Below are 15129 nucleotides of genomic sequence, written 5' to 3' on the forward strand. Positions count from 1 at the left end.
CGAGACGCCCAGGGGACCGCCGCGAAACCACGGTGACAACGGGACTACGCCGGTCACCACGTTCTCGACGCCCCGGCCGGTCTCCGCCCGCTGAACCCGGGGTTGAGGAACCTGCGGACAGCCGCTGGACGGCGATGGATCTTGAAGGGTTCGCCCTGCTCAACGGGCAAGGCTCCACCTTGGCGGTGTTCTCCCGAACGTGACCCCAGGGCCGAAGTAGCTCTGTGATCAGTCACGGTTGCGGTTCGTGATCGTCACGAACCGGGCGTACCGCCGGGGCGACCACTCCTCAGAAGGCAGCCACCTTGGGGTAGTGCCGGATGAAGTTTGTCCGCGTGATGTCCGGCTCGGATGCGTCGATCGCGATGGCGATGTATCCGCGGCTCGCGTGAAGAGACCAGTCACGGCCCGCGTCGCGGTAAGCGCTGAAGGCGGCGGCGAACTCCTCCGCCGTCCCGATGACGGCATCGGACAGGTATGCGGTCGAGCCCTTGTCGGAAAGAGGTGAGGCGCCCAATCTGCCGACCGATTCGAGGACGCCCGTCTCTCCGATTGCCGAGAAGAACTCCGCGAGTTGGTCGGTACTCGCGGCGTCGGGGGCGATGAGGTGCACACCGCACCCCCGGTCCGGCTTGTTCTCCGAATCGCCTCGGCGGCCAAGCTGAACGCCCTGACCTGCTGGTCGGAGATGGCGCGCGGCTTGAGCCTCTGAGCCTGCGGCGCGTACGAGACGCAAACGAGCGGCGCCTGCGCGAGCGCCATCCCGCCCGCCGCCATCAGGTCCATCACCTGCCCGGTCGTGAACGGCTTGCCGACGTCCATGAGCGTGGTGACCGCGACCATGATGACTCCCCACTCGTGTGTCACCCGGCCCACGCGGGCGGGCGGCACCGCTGGTGGTGCAGTGACGCCGTAGCGAACCCGTCCTCTTCCCGGACCTCCAGCGCGGGCCTCCCCCATCGCCCGAGCGACCGTCCACACATCTGGCAGTCGACCGGCCACAGGTTCGCCTCCAGATCGGCGAGCACCCGCGGGCCGAGCCGCCCCCGGGTCACCGAGTCGATCCGCATGCTTGGAGCCGCCCTCGTCCAGCCTCATCCGTGTCGGGGGCACCGAAAGGGCTCCAACGATCACAGGGTCCGCTGTGGATCACCACCCCCCGACGACAAGGCCAAACGATCCAAGTGATCAAAGCCCCCGCTCGGATGATCTTGTCACATGGGTGTCACGCACCCGTGTCACGCGGCGTCATGACAAACCCGTCAGGGCCGTCATAGAGCGCTGACCTGCAACTCTCTCGCCCCGCCCCCTTTCGTAGTTCGGGGGCCTGGTCAGGCCAAGACGTTCGCCGAGTACTGCGTTTCTGCGGTCAATGAGGAGAACCGAAAGAGCGGCCCTCCTCGAAAGGAGAGCCGCCTGAGTGCACGGCCGCGAGGGCCGCGGTCACTTCTCCGGAAGCACAGCCTCAGCCTCGGCAGCGGCATCCTCGGGGCTCTTGCCGGCGTCCAGGGCCGCCGTGTAGATCCGGTCGCTCTCCGAGAGGAGCTCTTCTCGCTTCTCGGACTCTTGACTTGCGGACATCATTGCCCTCCTTGTTTGCCCAGACCTGAGCTTTCGTGCCACAGGTCGAAGAAGACTGTCCGTGCTTGCCCGATCTCCGCACCATCGCTGACAGCCTCGATGGTCTCGCGCAGAGCGCGGCGGTCGAAAGGGACGGCGGCGCGGGCGGGGGGAGAGGCTTAAGCCGGATTCGCCTCGCTGTCCATCGGCATCGGCAACACCAGCGCTTCGGAGAACGGGCCCGCGTCACCGTCGTCTCGTCCGGCGGACCACCACCCAGCCCGTCCGCAGCATCAAAGCCCACCGGCCCCGCAAGGCGGGGTACCGGTAGTCCTGTAGGAGGAACCACCAGATATGCCCCTGAGCTGGGGTTTTTGGTCAGGGCTGGCTGCGGTGGCGGTAGATGGTGGGGCGGGTGACGCCGAATTCGTCGGCGATCTGCCGACTGCGTGATCTCGGTTTTACCTCCTCCTGGCCTGAGTGCCGCCGTCGTCGTTCCTCTCGTCGTGCTGCGCGGTGACATCGTCGCGAGATTGCGCCGCGGGGCGTGTTCAGGAGCCGACGCCGTTGAGCAGGGTGTCGATGAGCCGTGTGGTGAGGGCGTCGATGTCGGGCTCGGCGGTGCGGCCGTCCTGGGTCACCTCGTGGATGAGGGGCGTAGTAGCAGCGCCGCACCCATATGACATCGACGTCGGCGCGGATGAGGCCGAAGGTCTGCGCGCGGCGCTGCCCAGCCTGCTGCGGCGGCGTGGCGCCATCGTCAACGTCTCGTCCAACGGGGCCCGGATCCCGCACGCCGGGCCCATTGCGTACACGACGGCGAAGGCGGCGCTGACGGCGTTCGGCAAGGCCCTGGTCGAGGAGTTCGGGCCGCGGGGTGTGCGGGTCAACACGGTGTCACCCGGCCCGGTCCGCACCGCCATGTGGGAGGACCCCAACGGCTACGGCGCCGAGCTCGCCGCGTCGATGGGCCTGGAGAGGGAGCAGCTGGTGGCCGGGCTGCCCGCGGCCATGGGCATGACCACGGGCAGGCTCGTCGAACCAGCGGAGGTCGGGGCGCTCATCGCCTACCTCGCCTCGCCGCTCGCGAGCAGCATCACCGGAGCCGACCACCTCATCGACGGCGGTGCGGTCAAGACCGCGTGAGGATCCGTGCGCTTGCTGTACGGGGCTCCGGGACTCTACTGACGGGTAGCTGCGCTAAGGACTGACTAACACGGCCGGTGGCAACAGAGCCAACGTTTCGAGTGCGCCGTCGTCCCGGGTGGCTTGAGCTTCTGACCCGGACCGCGGCGTCAGCCGGCGGGCACTTGAGATCGACGACAGGCCATGCGAGTCCGTTGTTCCTGTTGCGTCGCATTCATGTGGAGCCCCACATTGCGCACCGCACAACGGCGGCTCGCAACGTCTCCGTTCCCTCTCGAACGTGATCACGCTCCGAGCGGACCGGGAACTTGCTTTTCTCGCGACGTCAGTGCGGCGCGGTGGAAGCTGAATGCGGCCGGTCCGGCGACGCGGTCGCGTGATCGCGAAGCGGGACGGGGCCCGGTCTGGGGCGGCCCGTCCCTCGTTCCTTCACGCTCAGGGTTTGTGGCACTCCGCGCTGATCGGAGCCGTGGTCATCTCGACCTCAAGCATGTTGACCTGGTCCGACTCGCCCATCTTCTTCAGGCGCGGCCCCGCCGCCTTCACCGCGTCGCTGCCGGTATAGCGGGAGGCGACGTCGCCCAGATCCTTCAGGGAATCGAACACGCCCTTGTTCGAGAACGGATGCGGCCGCGTGTATTCCGACCGGAAGTGCTTGTAGGCCGAGCACAGGTCGTCCACGTCGGTCGGTCCCGTGTCGGCGCACCCTGCCACCAGCGCCGTCGGCAGGAGAACGGCGGCCGCTGTGAGCACGCGCACGCTCCTCACCGGTCGTCCCTCCCCGCGATAGTGACGTCGGCCAGGTCCATGTCCTGTCCCGACTTGATATGCGGCGGGACGTGCCGCGCGTCGTCGTCCATGTGTGCCCCCATTTCCCCACCGGAGAAGCACGACTTTGGACAACGCGGACGGAAGCCGCAACGGCCCCTCCGGCGCCCCGACCCGCCTCTCCGGACCTTCGCAGGTCGCAGGCGGGATCGGGGTGCATCGGTCGAACGGAATCAACCGCCCTGTGCCTCATCTGAGCCACAGCCGGAACCTGAGGAGGAATCGCGCGGGCACGGTCGAGGCCGACAACGCGCAGGTCCGCAGCCGGGCACCTGCTCGGACACGGTGTGCGCGCTCCTCGCCCGGGTGGGAACGCGGGTGCCGCCCGGTGATGATGGCGCTTCGCACACGCGCACAGAACGGGGGAGCTAATGAAGGACGCGAACACCGGACGGATCGAGGATGGCTGGAACCTCGTATACGGCGGCTCCCCGGCGCCCGATTCCCAGGTATCCGGTTCTCCGGCGCCCGCTTCACCGCACCCGGCCCTCCCGAAGCCTGTTCGGACGCCGGACCGCCGTGTCCGCACCGTGCTGGTCGTCGCCGACGAATGGTTCCCGGCACGCGGTGGCCTCAGCGCCCTGAACCGCTACCTCTGCCGGGCCCTGGCCAGCGCGGGTGTCGACGTGTTCTGCCTGGTCCCTGGCCTGACCGACGACGAACGACGCGATATGGAGGACGCCGGGGTGCGTCCGATCATCGCGCTGCGGGCGCCTGGCATGACCGAGCGCGAGGCGCTGGTCCGCAGGCCGGTGCTGCCGGACGGCGTCGAGCCCGATCTGGTCGTGGGCCACGGCCGGGTGACCGGGCCAGTTGCGAAGGCGCTCGCCGAGGACCTCTTCGGAGGCACCCCGCGCCTCCATCTCGTCCATATGTCTCCTGAGGAGATCGAGTGGCACAAACTCGACGGTGACAGCGAGGCGGGCACCAGGGCCACGGAGCGGACGGCCATCGAACTCGGACTCGCCGCCGGCGCGGCCGCGGTGGTTCCGGTCGGACCGCGCCTGTACGAATGGATCGTGCGCGACCTGGACGACGGCATCACCCCGGTCGTCCCGCTCGACCCGGGCTTCGACCAGGTCGGCCCGGACGAACGTGCGGTGCCGAAAGGCGAACGGCGACCGCTGATCATGATCATGGGGCGGATGGACGACGCCCGGCTCAAGGGCGTCGAGCTCGCCGCCAGGGCGGTCGGGCACGCCCGCCGATACGCTCCGGACGCCGACGACTGGGAGCTTCTCGTGCGCGGAACCCCTGCCGAGACCGAGGCCGAGACGCGCAAGAAGGTCGTCGGCTGGATCGGCCACCGTACGGCGCGCGTGATGGTCCAGGCTTTCGATCCAGACATTGACGCGGTCCGGCGGGACCTGCGCCGGGCGAGCCTGCTGCTCATGCCGTCGCTCGTCGAAGGGTACGGGCTGGTCGGTCATGAGGCGATCACCATGGGGACCCCTGCTCTCGTCAGCGAGCACAGCGGCTTGGGCATGCTTCTGACGGAGCTGGCACCCCGCGAGAGCAGGAGCATCGTGGTGCCGGTCCGCGACACGCCCAAGGACGCCGCCGTGTGGGGTCACCGCATCGCCGCGGAGCTGCGCGACCGTCCGGCGGCGTTCGCGAGGGCCACCGCCCTCCGGCGGCACCTCGCCGCCCGCTGGACCTGGGCGGACGCCGTCGAGCGGATCCTCTCGGCGCTGTGACCGGTCAGCCGTCGGCCGTGAGCCGCGCCGGTGCTCGGCCGCCGCGGGATCCCGCATCTCCTCGAAGGGATTCCCCGCCTCGCCCCGGCGGGGAAACGCCCGATCCGGACAGGCGAAGGTGCGGCGGTCGTAGACCGGCTCGACCGGAGCCCGCACGACCTGGGGTGGCCGTGCAGGCTCCGGGACACCTCCCGATCAGCGGCGGCTCTCTTCCCGCGTCTCCTTCGTCCACCACTCGTACGCCTTGACGCCCGCGTAGCCGAGCCCGATGAACGGGATGACGAAGATCATCCACGGGAACTCCCAGGTGCCGCTCGTCTGGGCGGCGACGAAGAAGCCGTATCCGGCGAACAGCACGCCGCCGGCGCCTATTCGCATGCGGTCCTTCACGGACATCCCCGGCATCAACGCGGCGCCGATCAGGACGAATCCGGAGAGGATCGAGAAGATCTCGTACTTGGACCAGGTCATGGAAGCCTGCCCTTCTTCGGTGGATGCGGCGGGGGGCGTACGTCACATGGGGGTCATCGACACAGAGGTGAGGCGCTCCGCGGGAGAGCCGGTCAGTTCCCGCCGAAGCCCGGGAGAAGGTGATCGAACGGGCCGTTGTCGTGCGCGGCGTCCACGATGGACAGGTAGAGACCGCCCGCCCAGAGAAGGACTGCGTACTCGCCGGGGTTCAGCTGCCACCGGTTCCGTGACCGCTCCAGGTGCGCGGTGCCCTGCTGCTCGCCACGGAAGCGCATCATCGCGGTGGCGGTGCTGCCGCTGACCGAGACACTGCCGGCGTCCACCTTGTCGATCTCCTTGCGATACGACTCCGGAGCCCGCTCGAACGCCGCAGAGATCTTCTGCGTGCAGTTCTCCTGGCCCGGCTGAGCCAGTTCGCACCAAGCCTTCGCGTTCCCGGACCTTTCGGCCTTCTTCAGCGACTCAAGGGTCTTGCGCGCGCCCGACGCGCCCTCGGTGAACACCACGCGCGTGTCGATCCCTGAGCCGGCGGCGACGGTGCCGTACAGGCCGAAGCCGAGAACGAGCAGGAGCACAGCCCCGATGCCCGCGACGGCGAACATCGGCAAGGCGAACGAACGCGATCCGTTACGGATGACGAGGGAACTGTTGATCAGGCTCGTCCCGTTGATACCGACGCTGTTCCCCGCCACCGAGAACAGGTCGCGGCCCGCGATACGGCTGTTCCGCACGTGAGCGTTCCGGCCCGCGTTGAGCGATACTCCCGGGCGGGACTCCTCGAAGTCCGGCGGTCTGGTGTGTTCCATGACGATTCCCCCTTGAACGGACGGCCCAACCCTGGGGAGCGGAGCGTGACGGGTCAACGCGGCTGCCGCGCGGTGGTGGGGCCGGTGGCGCCGCGCTCCCAGCGGCACCTGGTCGTGCCTGCCATGGCCTTGCAGGTCAGAGTGGTGAGAGCCGGTATCCGGCGGGCCTCGCCCACCGCCCCGGGGCGGCGATGGCAAGCGCGGAATCTACCGCCCGGTATGGCGCAGGCGATCCATCCGCCGTTCGCCGCGGTCATCGCCGGTCGCTCTTCGATGCCAGCAGGCCCAGCGCGGCCGGATCGAGGACCGTGATGCGGCCCCGGCCCGTCTTGATGATCCCGTCCCGACGCAGCGAGTGCAGCGCGCGTACCAGCGAGGCGCGCGACATCCCGAGGAGGTCGGCGATCTCGCGCTGGAGTCGCGGCAGGGAGGGTTCGGCCGCGTCGCTCCGCCGGTCCTGGTCGAGCAGCCGGGCGAGTCGCGTGAGCGGCGCCTCCTCACCGATGCCGCGTTGCAGGTCGGCGTCCCGGAGCCGTTGGACGGCCACGCGCAGCAGCACCCGGTTCAGCCCGTCGTACCGCCGTACGACCCGGTCGAATGCCTCGTGGGAGATCGCGAGGACGTTGCCCGCGTCCACGGTGACGACCGTCGCCGAGTGGGGCCCGCCGTCCACCAGTGACATCTCGCCGACGATGTCGCCGGGCCCGCGATGCGCGAGCCAGACCTCGCCCTCACCGGTCCGGTGCACGACACGCGCGTGCACCGACCTGAGGATGAGGACGGCATCGCTACGGCGATCCTGGACGCAGAGTTCGGCGCCCGCCCGGCAGGCCCGTATCCGTCCCGTCCCAGCCAGGGCATTGCGCCACTCGGCACGTAACTGGCTCCAGAAATCGTCCCCCTGCCCCCTCTCCGGCAGAGGCGCGCGCCGCATCGGGCCGCCCGGAGCAGTCCTCCCAGGCCGCCGCGCAGGAAGGACGAGCGACGATTCGCCATTGCGTGCTTTCAAGCTCTCTTCGATACGCACTTCGTGTTCCGTGACTCGAAGCCGGACATGACATTGGTGACCTGTTTCGACCAGGTCGGTGATCCCACGGAGAGAAAGTGATAGCGATCTCTCCGGGAATCTTGTGGCCGATTCCAGCCTTCCCTGCCCCGCCGTTCTGGATGCCCTGGACACTAATGAGAGCCGCCTTGTCTATGGGTCGCTCACTGCGCGTGTCCCCTGAAATGTCCCGCCCGGCAGGGCGAAGGCTTCCGCTGCATTACGACATCACGGAACGGGTGGGCATAGATCCGATGCTGGAAAGAGCTGGAATGCGCTGAAAATCCTCCGGCACCGGGCGAGAGCTGGTCCGGGTGTGCCTTCGGCCGGCGCCCGCGGTCAGAAGATGATGAAGATCATTCGGAAACGGCCGCCCCGGAAGAGGTAGCGGACGTACAGGGCGGAGAGCCCCGTGCAGAGGAGTCCGATGAACCCTGCGCCGACGGCTCCGCCGGCGAAGACTCCGAAGCTTCCCAGCAGGAAGAGCGCGGTCACGCCCAGCCACCACCAGAAGTAGAACCCCATGTAGGTCGTCTTCGGGTGAGCCACCGCCCCCCGCTGCCGGTAGGCGCTCGGCTGCGGGCGAGGAGGACCCGGCCGCGGGGGGACTTCCGAGGCCGGCCTTCTGTCGGAGGGGTTGCCCGGCTGGCCGTCGGCGCGCCGGTACGGGGCATTCTGGTCGGACATGGTCGGCTCCCTGTCTGGTCGGTGCGGGGAAGCCACACCAGGGTCACCGAGGCTTTCTCCGAGCACGTACCAATCTGGACAACTCTGGAATGCACTCAAACTGCACGCCGCCACCTCTTGTGGACTCGGCAGGTTTGTCTGATCTGCGACACGAGTGGCCGACGGGGAGGAAGTGGCCGGTAATTGCACAGACAAGAAGCCCATGAACTTATTGTGCGTGAACCTGGGCGCATGATCGGTTTCGCGTTCCGTGAACCGCCGTCTGTGACGGCGTACTTCTCACGCAAATAGCTTCAACTGCCGACCGGCCCCGGCCAGCGGCGGGCCGACAACGCGCAGAAGGACTCTGCGACGCGGCTCCAGGATCATTGGCCAGGACGTTCCTCGGGGCGGTCCTGACGGCGGCCGATCGTTCATGATCCGGCGCCCTCAGTGCTGTAGCGCAAGCACGGCAAAGACGATCCCGATAGCGAGGATCACCGCGAGGAGGGCGAAACCACTGCCGCCGATGTCGATGGCGACCTTTCGGTGGGAGTCGCGTCCGGCCACCTGGAACGTCCCGCCGCGCGCCCCGTCTGCGTACAGGTGCACGCTGTTGCTCTGGGGCGGCGTGGTGGCGCGGGCCTGGTCGACCGCGGCGGACAGGGAGCGCGCGAAGGCCGCATCGCGTTCGACGGCCTGCCGGAGCAGGTCGCGCATCCACGCGCCGTCTCCCGGATTCGCCAGGAACGCCTCGAACGCCTCGAGCTGGCCGTTCAGCCGGAACCACCGCCGCACCAGGTCGTGGAGCTCGGTGGAGCTCGCCACGGCCGCCGGGTTCACGATGGCCGTGGCGAGGACCTCGACCGCGTCGGACGCAAGTTTCTCCGCCACCATGCTCATCTCCTTCTGGCTAGTTCCCGGCGGAGGTCGGGCAGACGCTGGGCTGTCCGTTCGCGGGAAGGAGCTGCGCGTCCCCCCAGACCGCTCGGTAGTCGCCGCCGTACTCGGTGCCGTTCTTCGATGTGAGCAGGGTGGCCCGAAGGTAGAGGGTCGCGTAGGCCGAGATGTCCTGGTCGAACTCGGCCGGCTTGCCGGGGCTCACGGTCCGGCGGCCGATCACCCGCTGATCATCCCCGAGCAGGACGAACTCGACGCTTGCCTTTAGGTCCTCATCGTCAGGCATCCCGGCCAGCGCCATGAACCGCTGGTACCTCGTGGTGGGGGTGAGGGTGATGATCCGGGCCAGGCCGATCGCGGACACCGGCTGATAGATGCTGCGGGAGCACTGCCTCCCCGTGATTCGGGCGCCGGCCTCGACGGACACCCCCGACGTGCCGCGGATCTGCTCCCTGGGCAGGTCGCGCAGAAAGACCGGAGTGACAGCGGTGGGGGGTGTGCTCCTCCGATCGGCTCCGGGTTCCGGACTTGTCGGCCGGTAATACCGCCCGCCGGGCACATCCGTCGACACGTGCGCGACCAGCAGGCCGTTGACCGCCATGATGAGCGCCGCGCCCACGACGGCGCTCAACCCGCCCGCGTTCAGGGTGAAGCTGCGGTTGTGAGTCATGTACGCGTCCCGCGTGGCCGCCTGTGCGTTGACGGTCCCGCGGCCGGCCGGTTGCCATGCGCCGCGCAGGACGATCACCGTGGTCAGCATCAGGACGGCGGCGAACCCGCCCCATACCCAGTCGCCGCCGAAGATCCGCCCCGCCGCACCGGCGGCCGCGCAGGCCACCAGGATCAGCAGCATCCTCAGCAGGGCACGCCGCGTCCGGCCGCCTCCGGGCCGGCCCATGGACGCCTCCACTTCCGCGCCCTCGCCCGCACGGGCCCTTGTCGTCACAGGTACAGGTCTCTTCCCGAAATGGACGTACCGGAGATCTGCGCGTTCCCGCCGATGTTGAGATGGACCCCATTGGTCTGCCCCGGCTCACCGGTGGGGTTGTCGGCGGTCGCGGTGCCCTGTGCGGCCAGCCTTGCCGCGAGTTCGTCCTCGGCCGGCAGGTGAAGCCAGGCCTCCAGCGTCGATTCCTTCACCTTCACGATGGTGGGGTGGAAGCTGGAGGGGTCGAAGTCCTCATAGCCGTACCGGACGACGGCCTTGTGGACGTCTTCGGAGAGCAGATAGGCGACCGGGCCGCGTGCCTCGGCGAGCGACGCCTTCAGGGTGCCGGCCTCGTTCAGCCGGAACGTCTCGTCGATGCTGGCGCCGGCAAAGCCGTGGTCGTCCCTGAACGTCTGCCCGATGTGGACCGCGACGCGCAGGCGCGGACGCTCCGGACCGGCGGGGGCCGTCTCGGGCAGCCGCAGGAGCCGGGACACGATGACCTTCGGAGGCACCGGGTCCGGCACCGACAGCGGCCAGAGCATGAGGACGCCGTCGCCGCGGTCCTCGCGAGCACATCGAGACCACTCAGGGCCGAGCGTCCGCTCCAGCCAGGCGTACATCTCCTTCCGCGCGTGGCGCTTTCCCATGTCGTTGCGAGACGCGCTGCCCGCCATATCGGCGACCACGATGACCGCTGTCTGCGAGTACTCGGTCATGACCGGGCGACCTCCTGTTCGTGTTGCGCTGTCCCCGTGTCGGCCCCGCCGTCGCGGGGCTCTCTCTGAAAGACGTCCGAAACGCCTTCATCTTGGTCGTCTCCGGCCGGGGGCGGCCGAGGCGCGGCGGGAAGGATGTCCCCTGACTCGGACCATGCCTCGTCAATTTCCACCGGTCTTCGAGAAGACGCAGGCCAGTCAATTGATCACTGATCTTGGAACGGTCGGCCCGGAGAGGGGGCGACCAGTCCGGAGGGTCGGATTACCCGCGGGTATGGCGCACCTGCGCCATTGAGCACCCGCCTTCCTCCGGCCTACTCCCTGGCGTGGACCTGGTCGCCGAGGCGTTCCGCCGGGCGCGCAAACTGCACGCCCTCCCGGGTCGGGTCGAGCTCGGAGGCCGCTGGACTGCCCTGACGTCAATGAGCCTCCGCCCCCTTCAGGTCCGTGACCGGATAGTTCATCGCCTCGAACATCGCGAGGGACTCCGCGCGGCATGTGCGGGCGCGTCCCGGGTTCCCGGCCTTCCGTTGGGCCGCGGCGAGATCCCGGAGGACGTGCGCGGTCCAGAAGCGGTCGCCGAGCAGCCGGTCGAGCTCCAGCGACTGTTCGAACCGCACGATCGCCTGCTCCAGACGGCCGAGCCGCTGCTCGATCCGCCCCAGCGAACGCAGCGCCTCGGCCTCGCCCTCCGTGTAGCCGATCCGCCGGTAGAGGCCGAGCGCCCGGCGGCCCAGCGGCAGCGCCTCGTCGTAGGAACGGAGCCGTTCCCGCTGCTTGGTGACGTGGATCATCCCGTCCGCACGGGCGAGTGGATCGCCGACCGCGGTGGAGGCGCTGAGTGCCCGTTCCGCGTGCGCGAGCGCCTCGGCGTTGCTCCCGAGGGAGTCGTACAGGCGGGTGAGCGACAGGTGAGTCTGGAACACGCCCCTCGCGTCGCCGATGCTCTCGCACTCTGCCAGTGCCATCCGCAGCAGCGGCAGCGCATCCCCCTGCCGCCCCAGCCTGTTCAGGCCGTCGCCGAGCAGCCGCATCGACGTCGCCTGGACGGCGCGGTCCCCGGCGCGCCGCGCGGCGTCCAGCCCGATCCGGTGCAGCGCCACCCGCTCGGTGCGCCGCCCGCTGCGGCGCAGGAAGACGGTCGCGGCCCAGGCGAGCCGCCAGACGTGCTGGTCGAAGCCCGCGGCGGCGGCGTGCTTCATCGCCGCCTGCAGCACGGGCATCTCGGCGGCGAACCACGCCATCGCCTCTGGCCGGTCCCGGAGCAGGGGACCCGGCCGCCCGGGTCCCGCGGGCGGCAGGTCGGCCTCGCGGCATGGCTCGATCGCCCGGGCCGCCCGAATCGCCGTGCCCAGGTAGTAGTCGAGGACGCGCCCGATCGCGCTCCTGCCCTCCTCCGGGGCGCCGCGCCGCGCCAGGTCGCGGGCGAACTCCCGCAGCAGGTCGTGTGCGGAGAACCGGCCGATGACCTGCTCGGTGAGCAGGTTGGCGCGGGTCAGGGCGTCGAGCTCGGCGGTGGGCGGCGCGTCGGCGTCCAGCAGCGCGCGGCAGGCGTACGCGTCGATGTCGGGGTAGGCGCCACCGATCAGCCGGAACAGCCGTGCCGCCCGCTCGGGGAGGAGCGTGTAGGAGGCGCGGAACACCGAGCGCGGGTCGAGGTCGGCGGAGCCCTCTCCCAACGCGCCGAGCCGGTCGGGCGCCTCGCGCAACCGGGAGGCGAGTGCGGAGAGCCGCCAGTCCGGGCGGTCCGCCGCCCGTGCCGCGACCATGCTGAGCGCGAGCGGCAGCCCGGCGCACAGGCCGATGAGCTCGTCCGCGGCGCTCTCCTCTGCGGCGACCCGCTCCGCGCCGAGCCAGCTCCGCAGCAGGTCGCGCGCCTCCCGGCGCGGCAGCACCGGCAGGGTGACGCGATGCGCGCCCTCCCGGACGACCAGGCCGTCGAGCCGGTCCCGGCTGGTGACGATCACCAGGCAGTGGCCTGCGCCGGGCAGCAGCGGCCGGACCTGGTCGGACGACCTCGCGTCGTCCAGCACGACCAACATCTTCCGGTCGGCCAGCAGGGTGCGGTAGAGCGCGCTCTTGCCGTCCAAGTCGTCCGGAATCGCCTCCGGGGCAGCGCCCAGAGCGTGCAGGAACCGATGCAGCGCCTCGCCCGGGTCGAGCGGTCCATCCTGCTCGAAACCGTGCAGGTCGACGTGGAGTTGGCCGTCCGGGTAGCGCTCCTTCAGTTGGTGCGCCCACCACAATGCCAACGTGGTCTTCCCGACCCCGGGCGCTCCATCGATGGCGACGATGACCGTCGCCACGCCGCCGGGCTTGTCCAGGAGGTGCGCAAGCCGGTCGAGTTCGGCGCCGCGCCCGGCGAACCGTTCCGTCACGCACGGGAGCTGGCGCGGTGCGGGAGGCACGGCACCGCGCGCTCCGCGCTGCGGCGCCGCCTCGATGTCGTCGCGCAGCGTGCTCAGCCGGCGCTGCCGCTCGGCATCCGCGCCCAGCGCGGTGAGCAGCTGGTCGAAGACGGCGGTGGACGGCAGCGTCGTGCCGTTCAGGTAGGCGTAGAGGCTGCTCCGGGAGACATTGATCCGCCGGGCCAGGTCCGCGCGGTCCACCGCCCGCCCCTGCCGGTGCTCCCAGTCGATGAGGAGGAGGGCCAACTGCTTGACCAGATCGCGTCGCATCGCCACAGGATCATCGGCGTGTCCGTGGGAGAACATGTCCCTCCGTACGCTCGTCACCTCACAGCGGGACTCAGCGTATTTACGGCCGGCATCGGGGACCACCGTGCCATCACGGGGTCCGCTGGCCGGATCAGGCCCACTCTTTGGCACGCCGAAGAGCAGGTCAGGGACAGCGGCGGCCTGCTGCGCCTTGGGCGGGGTCCAGTCGATGGGCGGAACCGGGTGCGCGCCGGACAACGCTGCCGGCGAGGCGTTCAACTCCACCCGAGGGGCGAGCCCGGCCTCTTCCCGCCGGCTTGTCTGAGATGCGAAGCTCGATGCGGCGTCCTCGCCCCTCGCCGGCGGACACTCGGCTCTGCGCGAATGGAGATCGGCCAGTGAAGCTGGATGTGCAACTGGACGGCCGGCCGGACGAGGCGGCGCAGCGTGCCCGCGCACTGATCGCCGCCGGGGTGGACGGCCTGTTCACGTTCGAGGGCCCGCACGACGTGTTCCTGCCCCTGATCGTCGCGGCCGGCTCGTCGGACGTACCGCCGACCGACCTGATGACCAACGTCGCGATCGCGATCCCCCGCAGCCCGATGAACCTGGCCAACATGGCCTACGACCTGCAACTGCTCAGCAAGGGGCGGTTCCGGCTCGGACTGGGCTCGCAGATCAGGCCGCACATCGAGAACCGGTACGGCTCGACCTGGAGCAGGCCGGCAGCCCGGATGCGCGAGACGGTCCTCGCGGTGAAGGCGATCCTGAACTCCTGGCAGGACGGCACCCCGCTGGATTTCCGCGGCGAGTTCACCAAGCACACCCTGATGCCCGCGACGTTCGTCCCCGGACCGAACCCGTACGGCGTGCCGCCGGTCCTGCTCGGCGCGCTGGGCCCGGTGATGACCCGGACCGCGGCCGAGGTCGCCGACGGACTGCTGGTGATGCCGTTCCACAGCCATCGACATTGCTATCAGGCGACCAGCCGCGTCACGGACTGACGGCCCGGCCCGGCTTCCGCGGCTACAACTCTCCGGGGACGGCGTAGCGGTAGAAGAAGGGGCCGATCTGCCCGGCCAGCGCGCGGGTGAGGCCGGAACTGTCCTCCAGCAGTCGCGCACCCGGGTCGAGGTCGCCGACGTAGACCGGGTCAAAGCCGGCGTCGCGGATGAGCCGGGCGGTGACGTCCTTGGCGGCGGGCTCGGCGGCGAAGAGGTTGCTCGGTGTCACCCGCTGCGCGGTGATCTGGTCATAGGCGGCGGCGAAGACGGTGGAGAAGGATTTCGCGGTGGGACCGCCGATGATGGATTTCACCTGGTGGGCAAGGGAGGGGAAGGCGCTGTCGCGTTCGGTGTAGAGGTTGGTCGCGTCGATGGTCACCTGCCCGTTGAGACCGGTCACCCTGCGCAGTGCCTCGGCGATGGTGTCTCCGGGCACCGCCACCACCACGACGTCGGCGTCCGAGGCGTCGCCGCCGTCGCGGCCGAGGGTGCGGACCTGGTGGCCGGCCTTCTCCCAGAGGCGCGCCAGGCCGCCGCCGACCCGCCCGCGTCCGATCACTGTGATGTTCATGCCGACTCCTTGAGGGCGGTGATCCCGCCACGAATAGTTGAGTGATCCAAAAGTCGGGAAGGCTGCCACATCGATGACTCGTACGCCTTCTCGCCAGCGGTCCTCACAGCGGCTCGGCCGGGCGGTCCCCG

General features: G+C 69.6%; 16 protein-coding genes. 3 read left to right on the forward strand and 13 right to left on the reverse strand.

Annotated features, from left to right (window positions below; translation table 11 throughout):
• Positions 1–289: 289 nt before the first annotated feature.
• The 3 genes from BJ999_RS25915 to BJ999_RS25925 all read right to left on the reverse strand — a co-directional run bounded on the left by BJ999_RS25915 (position 290) and on the right by BJ999_RS25925 (position 1581).
• Complete coding sequence (locus BJ999_RS25915) at positions 290–613, reverse strand: hypothetical protein (RefSeq protein ID WP_179835696.1); 324 nt, start codon at positions 611–613, stop codon at positions 290–292.
• 250 nt (positions 614–863) lie between these two features.
• The gene (locus tag BJ999_RS25920) at positions 864–1070 is read right to left on the reverse strand and encodes a hypothetical protein (protein ID WP_179835697.1); all 207 of its coding nucleotides are present in this window, start codon (positions 1068–1070) and stop codon (positions 864–866) included.
• Between the two features lie 373 nt (positions 1071–1443).
• Positions 1444–1581, reverse strand: a complete 138-nt coding sequence (locus tag BJ999_RS25925) for a hypothetical protein (RefSeq protein ID WP_179835698.1) — start codon at positions 1579–1581, stop codon at positions 1444–1446.
• Positions 1582–2208: 627 nt separating this feature from the next.
• Here BJ999_RS25925 and BJ999_RS25930 point away from each other — a divergent pair.
• Positions 2209–2706 (forward strand): SDR family oxidoreductase, encoded by a 498-nt coding sequence (locus BJ999_RS25930; protein WP_229810738.1) that lies wholly within the window; start codon positions 2209–2211, stop codon positions 2704–2706.
• A gap of 435 nt (positions 2707–3141) precedes the next feature.
• On the opposite strand, the gene BJ999_RS25935 is transcribed toward BJ999_RS25930, so the two are convergent.
• Positions 3142–3459, reverse strand: a complete 318-nt coding sequence (locus BJ999_RS25935) for a hypothetical protein (RefSeq protein WP_179835699.1) — start codon at positions 3457–3459, stop codon at positions 3142–3144.
• 605 nt (positions 3460–4064) lie between these two features.
• Here BJ999_RS25935 and BJ999_RS25940 point away from each other — a divergent pair.
• A complete protein-coding gene (locus BJ999_RS25940; protein ID WP_179835700.1) occupies positions 4065–5231 on the forward strand; it encodes a glycosyltransferase family 4 protein in 1167 nt (388 codons plus the stop codon).
• A 195-nt stretch (positions 5232–5426) separates the two neighbouring features.
• Here BJ999_RS25940 and BJ999_RS25945 read toward each other — a convergent pair whose 3' ends face one another.
• The 8 genes from BJ999_RS25945 to BJ999_RS25980 form a co-directional block, all read right to left on the reverse strand.
• Complete coding sequence (locus BJ999_RS25945) at positions 5427–5702, reverse strand: hypothetical protein (protein ID WP_179835701.1); 276 nt, start codon at positions 5700–5702, stop codon at positions 5427–5429.
• Positions 5703–5794: 92 nt separating this feature from the next.
• Positions 5795–6508, reverse strand: coding sequence for a hypothetical protein (locus BJ999_RS25950; protein ID WP_179835702.1), 714 nt, complete (start codon positions 6506–6508; stop codon positions 5795–5797).
• Between the two features lie 253 nt (positions 6509–6761).
• Entirely contained in the window at positions 6762–7442 is a 681-nt protein-coding gene (locus tag BJ999_RS25955; protein ID WP_179835703.1) for a Crp/Fnr family transcriptional regulator, read from the reverse strand.
• 450 nt (positions 7443–7892) lie between these two features.
• Entirely contained in the window at positions 7893–8240 is a 348-nt protein-coding gene (locus BJ999_RS25960) for a hypothetical protein (RefSeq protein WP_179835704.1), read from the reverse strand.
• Between the two features lie 429 nt (positions 8241–8669).
• Positions 8670–9116, reverse strand: coding sequence for a hypothetical protein (locus tag BJ999_RS25965; protein ID WP_179835705.1), 447 nt, complete (start codon positions 9114–9116; stop codon positions 8670–8672).
• A 16-nt stretch (positions 9117–9132) separates the two neighbouring features.
• Positions 9133–10017 carry an NPCBM/NEW2 domain-containing protein gene (locus BJ999_RS25970; protein WP_179835706.1) on the reverse strand — a complete coding sequence of 295 codons (885 nt, stop codon included), beginning with the start codon at positions 10015–10017 and terminating at the stop codon, positions 9133–9135.
• A gap of 44 nt (positions 10018–10061) precedes the next feature.
• Positions 10062–10766, reverse strand: a complete 705-nt coding sequence (locus BJ999_RS25975) for a hypothetical protein (protein ID WP_179835707.1) — start codon at positions 10764–10766, stop codon at positions 10062–10064.
• Positions 10767–11185: 419 nt separating this feature from the next.
• Positions 11186–13444 carry an ATP-binding protein gene (locus BJ999_RS25980; RefSeq protein WP_179835708.1) on the reverse strand — a complete coding sequence of 753 codons (2259 nt, stop codon included), beginning with the start codon at positions 13442–13444 and terminating at the stop codon, positions 11186–11188.
• Between the two features lie 377 nt (positions 13445–13821).
• On the opposite strand from BJ999_RS25980, the gene BJ999_RS25985 reads away from it, so the two are divergent.
• A complete protein-coding gene (locus BJ999_RS25985; RefSeq protein WP_179835709.1) occupies positions 13822–14427 on the forward strand; it encodes an LLM class flavin-dependent oxidoreductase in 606 nt (201 codons plus the stop codon).
• Positions 14428–14449: 22 nt separating this feature from the next.
• Here the strand turns inward: BJ999_RS25985 and BJ999_RS25990 are convergent, their stop codons facing one another.
• Positions 14450–14998, reverse strand: coding sequence for an NAD(P)-binding domain-containing protein (locus BJ999_RS25990; protein WP_179835710.1), 549 nt, complete (start codon positions 14996–14998; stop codon positions 14450–14452).
• Between the last annotated feature and the right edge of the window lie 131 nt (positions 14999–15129).

It is taken from the genome of Actinomadura citrea (assembly GCF_013409045.1).
GTDB classification, from domain to species: Bacteria; Actinomycetota; Actinomycetes; order Streptosporangiales; family Streptosporangiaceae; genus Spirillospora; species Spirillospora citrea.

Coding starts and splice junctions, on each gene's coding strand:
- BJ999_RS25920 (WP_179835697.1), bottom strand. CDS start 1,070: ATGCGGATCGACTCGGTGACCCGGGGGCGGCTCGGCCCGCGGGTGCTC.
- BJ999_RS25925 (WP_179835698.1), bottom strand. CDS start 1,581: ATGTCCGCAAGTCAAGAGTCCGAGAAGCGAGAAGAGCTCCTCTCGGAG.
- BJ999_RS25930 (WP_229810738.1), top strand. CDS start 2,209: ATGAGGGGCGTAGTAGCAGCGCCGCACCCATATGACATCGACGTCGGC.
- BJ999_RS25945 (WP_179835701.1), bottom strand. CDS start 5,702: ATGACCTGGTCCAAGTACGAGATCTTCTCGATCCTCTCCGGATTCGTC.
- BJ999_RS25950 (WP_179835702.1), bottom strand. CDS start 6,508: ATGGAACACACCAGACCGCCGGACTTCGAGGAGTCCCGCCCGGGAGTA.
- BJ999_RS25955 (WP_179835703.1), bottom strand. CDS start 7,442: ATGCGGCGCGCGCCTCTGCCGGAGAGGGGGCAGGGGGACGATTTCTGG.
- BJ999_RS25960 (WP_179835704.1), bottom strand. CDS start 8,240: ATGTCCGACCAGAATGCCCCGTACCGGCGCGCCGACGGCCAGCCGGGC.
- BJ999_RS25965 (WP_179835705.1), bottom strand. CDS start 9,116: ATGGTGGCGGAGAAACTTGCGTCCGACGCGGTCGAGGTCCTCGCCACG.
- BJ999_RS25970 (WP_179835706.1), bottom strand. CDS start 10,017: ATGGGCCGGCCCGGAGGCGGCCGGACGCGGCGTGCCCTGCTGAGGATG.
- BJ999_RS25975 (WP_179835707.1), bottom strand. CDS start 10,766: ATGACCGAGTACTCGCAGACAGCGGTCATCGTGGTCGCCGATATGGCG.
- BJ999_RS25980 (WP_179835708.1), bottom strand. CDS start 13,444: ATGCGACGCGATCTGGTCAAGCAGTTGGCCCTCCTCCTCATCGACTGG.
- BJ999_RS25990 (WP_179835710.1), bottom strand. CDS start 14,998: ATGAACATCACAGTGATCGGACGCGGGCGGGTCGGCGGCGGCCTGGCG.